Below are 11,761 nucleotides of genomic sequence, written 5' to 3' on the forward strand. Positions count from 1 at the left end.
CCAAACCTCAGGTTAAATAAAAATGGCGAGCACAATGCTCGCCATTTCATTACTTAATTACAAAAAAGTAGGGTGTTATTTTCTTCTACGTAGCAGCGCCAGTGGTGCAGCTAGTAGTAACCAAAATAGTGAACCACTTGAAGATTTTGATGGTGTCGGTGTTGGTGTTGGATCTGGAGTCGGCTGTTCTGACTCTTCATCCATTAAGTTTGTTACCTCGACCATAATTTTCGTAGGTTCAGATACATTGCCACCGATATCAGTCGCCACGACTTCAAGCTCAACGCTTTCTAGTCCAGAGTCGAAGTCCAGTTGCTCGCTGTTGGCGACAATGACCTGTCCTGATGAATTAACCGTGATAGCTGAAGAAGTTGAAGCAATAACAATAAACTCAGAAACTGGGTTCGCAAAGTCAGATGCGTATTCAACCTCTAGCTGGCCAATAACGGTATCTACCGCTGTATTTTCCTCGACTGAGAATGACTGATCAGCAGTAATGATTGGCGCTTTCGCAGATTCTTCTGACGGAGAAACAACAACTGGCACCGCCCCGTTACTTGATAGAATCATGAAATCATTGTCGGAGAAAGTTAGGTTTGCTGACTCACCAGGTGCAAGCTCTGTTACTTCATTACCAGCATCATCAACGAGCATAGCTAAACCTTCCGCTTCAGCTGTAGCTACTTCCATTGCTGGTGCTTTTATCATAAAGCTATTCGCGAAAGCTTCATCTAATGAGTTAGAAGGGATAGGCATCCAAGTCTCTTCTTCCGTGCGGAAGCGAATGTTGGCTTCCACTCCAGCTGCGACCTGCTCGGCTGTAAGTCCAAATGCGTCAGCACAACTGGTCATGGTGACGAAGTTATTACCTGATGCAAATTGAATATTGGAAGGAAAGCCGGTTCCTGAGCCATAACCATGAGTAAATGAGATAGCGCTTCCTGACAGATAATTACCAAACCATTCTTGCTTGCCGTTTTGAACAGTTACATCATAAGTGCCATCTGGCGATGTCCCACCTTCAGCTGGCAAATCGAAATCAGCCATAAAGCCACCTTGATAAGTGTGGATAATAGGTTGATTAGTAACCATGGTCGTCAATAGCATGTAACCCGTATCACAAACGTCAGTTGAGACGGATGTTGTTTCTACAGCAGCACCAACTATATCCAAACGTTCGCTGTCACCCGCTTCATCTTTTGCAACCGTTGAAGCAAAAAATGGCTTTAAAGTCGCAGCGCCAGTATTGGTTAATACGTGTCTAGCACCTTGGTCATCAACGACAGGCATAACTTTCGCGTTAGCAGCAGCTTTTGGTAGCACATGATAAACCAAGTGCAGCGCTTTTTCGTCGCCAGACATAAAGTTCAATGCACCATCAAGCTCTAAGGTTGTAAGGTCGTGTGTTGCATCCAAGAATGCCATGTTGGCAGAAGTTAATGTCCATTCAGGCAGTTTAGTTGGATCTATCGTTGCTGTTACGTCAAACGAAATGGTTTGTCCTGCAGGAACGGTGATCGACTCAGGAAAGGCCATACTAAGTGCGCCACGCTCAGCGTCGTCAGCAAATCGCTGCTCATATGCCAATGTATAGGTCTGTTCTTGATTCGAGAAGTTTTTAACGACTACCTTTTTGGTGATAGATGAAGTTTCAGATAGTGAAACCAAGCCAAATGATAGCGCCGCTTGCATCGTATCTTCAGCCCATGCCGCAACCGGAAGGTTTGCCGCTTTTTCAACATCTACAAGACCTGAACCAATAAAGCTGATTGGTGCAAGCGCTGCATTTGGGTTTTGCGAGCGAGGTTCCATGGTAACATCTAAGTTAGCCGCGTTCATTAATGTTGCTTTTAGCTCAAAACCATTGCGATTTGGTAGTGCTTCTTTAAGCATACTCATGGCACCAGCTGTGATAGGGCCAGAGAATGAAGTTCCACTTGCTGGAGTAAGTCCATCACCAAGGCCTGGATGTGCAGTCATAATGCTAACACCTGGCGCTGTGATTTCAGGTTTTAATCTTCCGCTGATAGAAGGTCCGCGAGAGGTGAATGACGCGATCATGCCTTCTTTTAGAATGATTGTGGCATTCACATTATAGGCAACATTGTTTCCAGCTAGTAACTGTTGTTTAAGTGCTTTACCTTGGCTGTAGCTCAAACCAATTGTCGGGATCTCAATACCTGGAGCACTGCCACCTGGTTCAGTTGGACCACCACCTTTAACATTATTGGCGATCATCACCAACTTAGCGCCTTTCGCTTGGGCGTTTAGCACTTTTTGAGTGAAGTTACAGCCGCCTCGGTCAACAAGGACCGCTTTGCCCGTAAAGTCGACGTCGTCTGCAAAAGGTTCGCAAGCAATAGATGTGGCATCTCCGCGATCGTTCTTTTCAGTCTCAACAAATGCTAGTGGGGTTGTGTCACTACTAAACTCAAATTCTTCAAAGCCCTCAGGGTTAAAACTAGCCGCACCTGCTACAGTCGTTTCCCCCATCAAGGTTGCTAAAATGTGCTGGCCTTTAATGACTGAGTGCTCCATTGCACCGACAGAAAGTGCATTATCTGTTGTACTTGGGCCACCAACTATAAATGGGGTAGGGCCATCATTACCTGCTGAGATAACAACGTTAGTACCTAGCATCACTGCTTTATCGATAAGCTCTTGAACCGCCCCTGCACGATTATCGCCGAAATCTCCACCTAGTGACATGTTAACAACATCTACTCTGTCAGAAATATCACCGTCCCCATTGGGATCCATTGCAGACTCCAACGCTAAAAGCTGGGCTAAACCAGGACAGCTATCATTATCACAGACTGAATACACAAATAACTCAACATTCGGTGCGATACCGGTTACTGAATGAGATACGTGAGTACCGTGGTTAGTACCTACGTCAATTGGATCTGGATCGTTATTAATAAAATCATAACCGCCTAGCACTTTGCCTTGTGGCCAAGCTGGAGTATCTGAAGGGTTACTTGCTGCAGCTTCATACGCTTCGGCTGTACCAGCGCCGCCAAATGCTTGGTGAGTGTAATCGATACCCGTGTCAAGCACTGCAACACGAACTCCTGCACCTGTAACTTCACCTGTTGAAACTAAAGGCGTTGCTTTGATGTAATCGGCACTATCAGCCACATTCAATTTATAATCAAATACAGGTAGCACCGAGTGTACTAATGGATTGTTCAGCAGCTTGTTAACCTCTGCTTCTTCGCCATTGACGATAATTGCGTTGGTTAGCTTAGATGTCTTCGCCACAACTTGAAGTGTTGGACTAGTGTTAGCAATTGTAGCCTCTACACTTTGTTGAGTTTGCAGAATACTTGATGTTGCATTTTTGGAACTAATGCCAGCGAGACTTTGTTCAGCCACTGAGGGAGTTGTTAATTTAACTAACCATGTTACAACGTTCTGTGTAGATTTCCTTGTCTGCTTATTCTTTAATTCTGGATATTGACTTTTTAGAGATGGTTTATTTTCAAAGTTATATTGATTGTACGTCGCAGCAGCAACTGTAGAAGACGACAAAGCAGTCACTACAGCAATGGTGAGTGCTGACTTATTTAGAGTTGACATCGGATTTCCCCATCATACTTGTTATGGTTTTTAATTTTTTTATTTACATCCTGTTTTAGGATTTGAACAAATATAGTTCCTTTTTGGGTGGCATTTCAACTTTTTGTTACGGAAAACGGAATTTAATTTGTGGTTGTTTTTACGCAATGGTTAACTATTGTTGCATTTTTTAATGGGTTTCAGTGATATAGCTGTTTATTCTTGCTGAGAATGAAATGTTGATTAAAGCAAACTGTTTTGGTTGGTTTGGATATGTTTTGTTCACATTAACCTTTTTATGCCGTCAAAGTATCGTGCAAACAAATACTGTTTCATAGTCGACACTAGTCCTTAAAGAGCCACATTTCATATCTTCGGTATAGGTTATATAGGTTCGTTAGTGCGCATCGAAACCAATCGGCTATTATTTTACTTCTCGACTTAATTGCAGTAAGTACAACGTTCGCCTCGAATCTTTGTTGTTGCAAATAGCAAATTAATCACTCTACATACCGCTTTGTGATTTGAGAATCAAATTAATTGGCCTAAGATAGGGAGCGTCAAATGTTAAATGTAAGGAACTATATGCTTAGACTCACACCAAGTGAAGTCGCACACCTTAGCAAGTTTGTTACTATGGAAAGTGTCGCAGATAATAGCCAATTTATAATAAGTAGCTCACTTTCGACACACCAATCTCAGTTCGCTGATACCAATGTACGCTACTTAACTATCTATTTAGGCAATGAAATCGCTGGCTTTATGATTTTAGCCGTTGAACCAGAACTGAAAAGTGTTGAATTTCGCCGTATTGTGGTTGCTAAAAAGGGATTGGGAATAGGGCAAGAAGCGATAAATCAGATGGAAAAATACGTGTTAGAGGAGTTGCGTATATCGCGAGTTTGGCTAGATGTTTTTGAAGATAATTTGCGAGCGCAGCACATATACCAAAAGCTTGGATATCAGCAGTTCGATACGATGCCTTACGACAATAAAATCTTGTTACTATTCGAAAAGCACTTACATTAATGTCTAAATCAAGTAATGAAAATTATCAAAGATGGTTAGCTGTATATGGACGGTTAGTGGGCTTCTCACTCGAGGATTGGCTAGTGATGGCTCCGCATATAAAAATCGGCCATATCAAAGCCGATACGATGCTATTCGAACAAGGTGAAAAAATCTCGAGTGTTTATTTCTTATTAGATGGATATGGACGTTATTTCTACTTAGATGAAAAGGGTAATGAACGGAATAAATCTCTGCTACAAAAGGGTGGGGCATTCTCTTGTTTATCTTGTTATCTAGAAGAGCAGCCGAGTCCATTTTCAACGCAAGCGCTAACAGACTGTGTTATTGCCGAAATTTGCTATGCTGACTTAGTCACTGTATCTGAGCAAAACCTCAACTGGGGACGGTTTGTACGCAAGATTTATGAGCAGTTGGTACTTAAAAAAGAGAAGCGCGAAGCGGCGTTACTTCAGTTAAGTGCAAAGGAAAGGTACTTACGCTTTATCACAGAAAATCAAGCATTAAGCCACTCGGTTGCATTGCGCCATATCGCGATGTACCTTGGGATCACGGATGTATCGCTGTCGAGAATTAGAAAAGAGCTTGGCTTAACATAGGTTAAGGCACAGCAACAACATTCGCATTACCTTATCTTTGACTTTTGTCCTACAGATAAGGAATAACATGATGAAAAAGCTACTACCTCCTATTTTACTGTTTTTATTTGTCATATTGATGCCTTTGGTGTGTTGGTTGACTGCTGCACCACATTTTATTAATTACCCTTTCAACCTGTTAGGGTTAGTAGCAGTTGTTTTGGGGTTTGCGCTGGCCAAGTCGGGCAGCACGATATTCGCGCAGGAAGAAACCAATATTATGACTTTCAATAAGCCTGATAAATTGGTGGAGATTGGGGTATTTCAATATACCCGTAACCCCATGTACCTAGGCTTTGTCATTGCATTATTAGGCTATGCTGTATTAATCGGCGGTGCACCTGTGTCATTTTTGTTTGTGATTGCTTTTTTACTTATTGCTGACAGATGGTACATTCGGTTTGAAGAAAAGATGATGGAACAAACTTTTGGAAATGCCTATTTACGCTATCGAGGTAGAGTGCGTCGTTGGCTTTAAACTCCAAGCATAGTTGAGGATAAAATGGTGCAAGATATTGATTATTCGAAACCTCTACAAACAATTGTTGGGAAAGTGGTCAGGGTGTATCAATCTGGAGATATGCTGACCCAAGACCACCAACCTCAGCGACTCAATATTGAATTAAACGAGGCGCAACAGGTCGTGCGTATGTGGTGGGGATAGCCTCCAAACTTATACATTGATGGACGAGGTAGGTGTATTTCGTCCAATCAAATCACTAAGGGTATTCTAGATGTATGTTGGCCTAGTTAAGGTGTTTTTTGTTTTAGCCATGTTCACGAGCTTAGCTGTCTATGCCGTTAGCTACGATGAAATAGCAGATATTGATGCGCTAGCGGTGTATTTTGATGAGCCTACTTTTGAACAACACTTTTTAGAGGAAGGTATGGAATTTATTTGGTTTTATTTTAAGGATATTGACCATTCCTTTTTGATTAATACAGAGACAGGAGAGGTCTGCCATCACTTTAAAGGCAATAAGAGAGAGTCTTGTTTTCCGGCAAGCTATTTTGAGTAAATCTGTATAAAGGAGCAGCGATGTCACACTCTAGTTGTAATTTAGTCCAGTCCCCTTGCATCAGAAAGTGTTGTTTGGATGATAAAGATGTGTGCCTAGGCTGCTTTAGAACGTTGGACGAAATCACCGGCTGGACAAGTTACAGCGAAAATGAAAAGCTCAAAGTCTTAGCGCATTGCACGAGGCGCAAACAGCAACATGCTCAGAAATATAAAGGAAATTAAATGAAATTGGTGATTGGGACCGAATCAACTTGGTCATTAAGAGCGTTGTTATGTGCGTCTATCTTAGATATTAAGTTAGACATTGAACTCATCGATTTGACCTCTTGTGATGACAAAGCAAAGTTGGCCAAAATATCGCCGACTAAACAAGTACCAGTTTTGCTCGTGGAAGGTCATGTCATTGCTGACTCACTCGCGATTGCAGAGTTCTTCAACGACCTTAGTGAAGGCGGTTTGCTACCGCGAGACCCTTATGAGCGTGCACAGGCACGTAGTCTTGTCGCTGAGATGCACGCTGGCTTCACAGCGCTGCGCTGTGAATTACCTTTTTCTTTCACGCCAAATACGTCAATAAACTTGTCAGATGCGGCAAAGTACGAGCTAAAAAGGGTAGAGACTATTTTTGCTGCGGCTCACTCCCCATTTATGTTTGCAAAGCCAACTATGGTCGATGCATTTTATGCTGTGCTTGCTTATCGTTTATTTAGCTACGGTATTCAATTGGCGCAGCCCGCAACGGAATATCAGAATGGATTGGTTGCATGGCTTGAAGCTCATAGCGTATTGCACTTAGTGCATCCGTAGTTTTATAGTGAGTGCGAAAGTACAGTATGAGTCTTAAATTTAAAGAACTAAGTAAAAGTCGAAGTGCCAAGTTACGCAAAGTATTACTGCTTAATAGTGTGTTATTACTAGCCACTGCACTTGGCTTTGTCTACCTGCCATACTTACTCCAAGCAAATACAAATGTATCGCTTTCGACACAGTTATTAAGTTGTTAGTGTCTCGATTTCGACACATGTTTTATCGACCACGAACTCAACTATATTTTATTGTATTGATTTTAATATAAAAAATATTTGGCCTGAAATTTGATTCATCATCTGTATTCTCAAAGTGGAGTACAGGGTATGGATATAAAACTGGTGAAAACAAAGCGCATGCCGCTTAAAAAGCTTGCATTGCTTGTTATTGTGCTATTCGTGGTCGGTTTGGTGTTTTTTGCCAAAGCATATACCCAAAGTGCATCAAACGTGGTTTTTCAAGAAGAGTTAATCGTTGCTAAAGTCCAACAGGGCGAGTTTGAACTCAGTGTTAAGGGACTTGGCAGTCTTGCATTGGAAAAACGCCATTTGGTTACCAGTAGTAGTGGTGGAAAAGTAGTTGAAGTGTTGGTTAAACCGGGTGAAATGGTCACCCAAGGTACGCTACTTGCTCGGCTTGAAAACCCATCACTGCGCGAAGCGCTCATTCAAAAGCATAGCCAACTAACCAAAATTTCAGCACAACATGAGGCCGAGCTTGCAGAATTAAAGGCCAAAGAGCAAGAGGCCCACACTGCACATCATGATGCTTTGTTGGCTTATAAAGCCGACAAAATTCAGTGGCAGGCGCAAAAAACCTTAATAGAAAAGGGCAATAGCACTATCTCTATGCTTGATCATCAACGCAGCGAGTTTGCAATGCAGCGTAGTCAAAAGCAAGTGGAGTTACAGCAAGCAAGGGTTGCCACTCAGCAACAAGTGCAACAAGCTAAAGCCAAAGCGCAGCTGGCTGAGCAAGCAAGTCTACGTTCCGAAATAAAGCTACTTGAAGAGAATATCGCAGCGCTTGATGTGCGCTCGCCAATCACTGGACAAATTCAGGATGTGCTGATTGAAGTAGGCATGCAATTGTCTAATACCAGCTCGGTTGCAGAGGTGGCAGATCCGCGTTTGCTGGTTGCTAAGATAAACATCGCAGAACTAGATGCGCCACATGTACAAGTTGGGCAGTCAGCGACAATCGATACCTACACTTCGCGTTTTAACGCCATCGTTAAACGCGTTTCCCCAAAAGTCACCAATAGCCAAGTCGAAGTGGAGCTGAGCATTGAAGGCACTTTGCCAAGAGAAGCCAGAGATAAACTCAACATTGAAGGGGTGATTGTAACGAGCCATAAGGCCGAGGCGATATTCGTCGCAATGCCAGCCAATGCTGTTGCAAATAATCAAGCGAGCGTGTTTGTTGTTGATGAACATCTCGCCACGAAAAAAACGGTTAAATTTGGTCAGCGTTCGGTAAACTACATCGAAGTGCTTGAAGGACTTAATAAAAATCAAACTATCATTATTTCCGATATGGAAAAGTATACTCAAGATAGCCAGGTGCTAGTGCGTTAACAGGACATCATTATGAACTCAGTTATTCAACTTAATAATATCGAAAAGCGGTTTCAGACGGACGAAATTGCAACTCAAGCGTTAGACGGCATTAATCTTGTCGTAGAGCCCGGCGAGTTTGTGGCTATCACGGGACCTTCAGGGTGCGGCAAGTCAACGTTACTGTCAATTTTGGGCTTGATTGATGAGCCAAGCAACGGCGAGTACTTTATTAGTGGTAATCAAGCGTTTAATTTAAGCTCGGACGAGCGTGCTCATATTCGTGCTAATCATATTGGTTTTATTTTTCAGGCCTTTAATCTTATCAGTGATTTAAACGTGCTTGAAAATGTCATGTTACCACTGACTTATATTGGCGGTATTAGCCAAAAAGAAATGGAGCAAAAAGCCAAAGACGCGCTGGCAATGGTGGGATTAGAAAACCGCATCAATCATTTTCCTTCTCAGCTTTCAGGCGGTCAACAGCAGCGCGCTGCAGTTGCAAGAGCCTTGATAAACTCTCCAGACCTCATCCTCGCCGACGAGCCGACCGGTAACTTGGACTCAAATAATGCCCAGCAAGTGTTAGGGCTGTTAAGTGAGCTTCATGCTGCTGGCAAAACGATTTGTATGGTAACACATGATATCGAATCTACAACTTACGCTAGCCGTGTTATCTCTATGCTAGATGGCACAATTTTAAGAGACAAAAAGCAACTTGAGCGCGCAAGCAAAGTCGTAGGAGCTTAGTATGGGATTACTTCTAGACTTTCGTTACGCACTAAGAAACATAGCAAAATCAATGCGGTTTACGTTATTGATGATGTTTATCATGGTTGGCAGTTTGACCATATCTTTGATTGGTTTTAACTATATTTATACGGTGGCATTTTCACATAGCCAAGTAGGTAGTGGCAGCCCAGAAATCAGGATCTTTAAGGTTCGTAACCCTATCAGCATGCAAAATCGCTTTGAATACAGCATGCTGCCACAACTACGAGAACTTGATGAAGTTAAACAACTTGAGGAGTGGCTTTATATTGCGCCAGCGAGTGTTTGGGTAAGTGACGCTGAACGAGGCAATCATTATCGAGGCTCCTATGTTGATGAACGCTTTTTTCAGTTTCTTGACATTAAACCTGCACTTGGGCGATTTTATACTGCTGAGGACTTTGTGGGGGCGGCCCAAAATGTGGTCGTGATTTCAGACTATCTCTGGTTGCATCTGTTTCAAGGTAGCAAAGACGTCATAGGGCGTACAATGGTTGTTGACCAAAAGCCTTACGAGATAATCGGTGTGATGCCCAAACACAATAACTTCCCGATATTTTCTAAACTTTGGCTGCCACTTAAAGGCAATAACACAGCACCTACTGATGCCATCGATATTATTTATAAGATGCCAAATGAGATAGTAGAAGCAAGGCTTGAGCAGCGTTTAAGTTTATTCTTCACTGATTATGCAAAGCAACGTGTTAGCCAGTCAGCGCTTGAGGTAGATAAAGTCGCCCGTGTTGAATCTATGACCTTGGTGGAATATAACACCGACGGTGAAGCGGTATTTATATTTACCCTGTTTATGGCTGGTATCGTACTTATTTTGCTTATTTCCTCAATCAATATCGGTAACTTACTTTTTGCCAAAATCATCGAGAGACAAAAAGAGTCGGCTATTCGCGCCGCGATTGGTGCGAAAAAATTAAGGGTGGTTCAGCAGCATGCTTGTGAGGGCTTGGTCTACTGCGTTAGCAGTTGGGTGGTGGCGCTATTGTTAACGGATCTTGGTTTGCGAGCGCTGAACTTTTTTATGAATATGATGTTTGGTGGCAAAATGCCATATTGGTGGCATTGGCAGCTAAATACAGTCACCATCTTGGTGTCATTATTATTGATAAGCTTGGTATTTGCTATTGCAGTGCTATTACCTGCGGTGAAAACAGCTAACTTTAATATCAATGATGTACTGCGAGATGGCACACGTGGTGCAACCGGAAAGCAAGTGGGGTTGATGTCAAAACGCCTACTGTCTTTGCAGGTGACCTTAGTGAGCTTTATGCTGATGGCGTCGAGCACCATAGGCTATGTGATGTATTCTATGGCGGGAAATATTGACGGCGAGACCCTCAAAGGGGTGTACTCAACTGAGCTGCAATTTCAAACTGAAAGCGAGTTTTCGAGCGATAAAACGGTCGAAATGGCAAGCGCATTGGTCGTGGGAATGACACTGGATCCTGCCTTTAAAGAAGGGCGCGTGTATCAACGTGAGATGGAGCTTGATGTGCTAACAAGCGAGGGCGAAGTTTATACCGATAAAATCATAAATATTGAAGCGGTATCTCATCTTTTTAAGCGCGAACTGCAAAGCGGTAGGAACTTCACTGAACAAGACAACGCAGAGGCGGCGCCCGTAGTGATCATTAGCCAGTCTCTCGCACTCGCGCTGTTTGGCAGTGAGGATGTATTGGGGCGCTCACTGATGTTACGTGATGCAAAATGGCCAAGCGCTAAAATAGTGGGTATTGCAGTGGATGAGATGAGCGTTGTTGCCAGCGATCGTCGTCATGAAGTCTATTTTAGTTTTCGTCAATATGCGCCAAAAGAAAACACAATGGCGGTTAAATTTATTACTGATCTGCCGCCAAGCCAAAGTTACGAAGCCTTCTATCGCGTGCTGGGTAGACTTTCAAGCAAGCTCGAAACCAGCTATGTGTTTGATCACTACGACAACCATCGCTCTATGATGGGAGCGTTCACCAGTATCATATATGTGTTTTTGATTGTGGGTGGATTTGCTTTGACACTTTCTTTAATTGGTATTTATGCCATGGGCCTGAGTAATATTAACAAATCTAGCTATGAAATAGGCATTCGCCGTGCGCTTGGCTCCAAAGATCGTCAGATCATGTTGTTATTTATCAAAAAAAATCTAACCCATACCGTTACAGGACTGACTATTTCTGCATTAATTTTCTATATCTTGTGTTATCTTGCTGTAGACTTTTTCCGCGGTATTGTGCCGTTTAGTGTTATGTTTGGTGCAGGTAGTATCACTTTACTACTGGTATTTGCTGCGGTATGCCTTGCGCTTTATATCCCGGTGATACGCAGCATAAAAGTCCAACCTGCGGTTAGCTTAAGAATGGAATAAT

The 11,761-nt window shown here is 42.7% G+C and carries 11 protein-coding genes; 10 read left to right on the forward strand and 1 reads right to left on the reverse strand.

Features of this window, described 5'->3' with window-relative positions; all coding sequences use genetic code 11:
- Positions 1-75: 75 nt before the first annotated feature.
- Positions 76-3,582 carry a S8 family serine peptidase gene (locus tag CWC03_RS09930; RefSeq protein ID WP_138581787.1) on the reverse strand — a complete coding sequence of 1,169 codons (3,507 nt, stop codon included), beginning with the start codon at positions 3,580-3,582 and terminating at the stop codon, positions 76-78.
- A gap of 564 nt (positions 3,583-4,146) precedes the next feature.
- Between CWC03_RS09930 and CWC03_RS09935 the strand changes: the two genes are divergently transcribed.
- From CWC03_RS09935 to CWC03_RS09980, 10 genes are all read left to right on the forward strand, one after another.
- Positions 4,147-4,590: a GNAT family N-acetyltransferase gene (locus tag CWC03_RS09935; RefSeq protein WP_138581788.1), complete on the forward strand. Its 444-nt coding sequence runs from the start codon at positions 4,147-4,149 to the stop codon at positions 4,588-4,590.
- On the forward strand, positions 4,590-5,189 hold the full coding sequence (locus tag CWC03_RS09940) for a Crp/Fnr family transcriptional regulator (RefSeq protein ID WP_138581789.1): 600 nt from the start codon (positions 4,590-4,592) through the stop codon (positions 5,187-5,189). The genes CWC03_RS09935 and CWC03_RS09940 overlap by 1 nt, the downstream gene beginning before the upstream one ends.
- A 67-nt stretch (positions 5,190-5,256) precedes the next feature.
- The gene (locus tag CWC03_RS09945) at positions 5,257-5,706 is read left to right on the forward strand and encodes a methyltransferase family protein (protein ID WP_249313996.1); all 450 of its coding nucleotides are present in this window, start codon (positions 5,257-5,259) and stop codon (positions 5,704-5,706) included.
- Between the two features lie 24 nt (positions 5,707-5,730).
- Positions 5,731-5,892: an I78 family peptidase inhibitor gene (locus tag CWC03_RS23875; protein ID WP_138581790.1), complete on the forward strand. Its 162-nt coding sequence runs from the start codon at positions 5,731-5,733 to the stop codon at positions 5,890-5,892.
- A 70-nt stretch (positions 5,893-5,962) separates the two neighbouring features.
- Positions 5,963-6,247 carry a hypothetical protein gene (locus tag CWC03_RS09955; protein ID WP_138581791.1) on the forward strand — a complete coding sequence of 95 codons (285 nt, stop codon included), beginning with the start codon at positions 5,963-5,965 and terminating at the stop codon, positions 6,245-6,247.
- Positions 6,248-6,267: 20 nt separating this feature from the next.
- On the forward strand, positions 6,268-6,471 hold the full coding sequence (locus CWC03_RS09960) for a DUF1289 domain-containing protein (RefSeq protein WP_138581792.1): 204 nt from the start codon (positions 6,268-6,270) through the stop codon (positions 6,469-6,471).
- Positions 6,472-7,056: a glutathione S-transferase family protein gene (locus CWC03_RS09965; protein ID WP_138581793.1), complete on the forward strand. Its 585-nt coding sequence runs from the start codon at positions 6,472-6,474 to the stop codon at positions 7,054-7,056.
- Positions 7,057-7,382: 326 nt separating this feature from the next.
- Entirely contained in the window at positions 7,383-8,633 is a 1,251-nt protein-coding gene (locus CWC03_RS09970; protein ID WP_138581794.1) for an efflux RND transporter periplasmic adaptor subunit, read from the forward strand.
- Between the two features lie 12 nt (positions 8,634-8,645).
- On the forward strand, positions 8,646-9,362 hold the full coding sequence (locus CWC03_RS09975; RefSeq protein ID WP_039496409.1) for an ABC transporter ATP-binding protein: 717 nt from the start codon (positions 8,646-8,648) through the stop codon (positions 9,360-9,362).
- Position 9,363: 1 nt separating this feature from the next.
- Positions 9,364-11,760, forward strand: a complete 2,397-nt coding sequence (locus CWC03_RS09980) for an ABC transporter permease (protein ID WP_138581795.1) — start codon at positions 9,364-9,366, stop codon at positions 11,758-11,760.
- Position 11,761: the final 1 nt, after the last annotated feature.

Source organism: Pseudoalteromonas sp. S2755 (genome assembly GCF_005886535.1).
Taxonomy (GTDB): domain Bacteria; phylum Pseudomonadota; class Gammaproteobacteria; order Enterobacterales; family Alteromonadaceae; genus Pseudoalteromonas.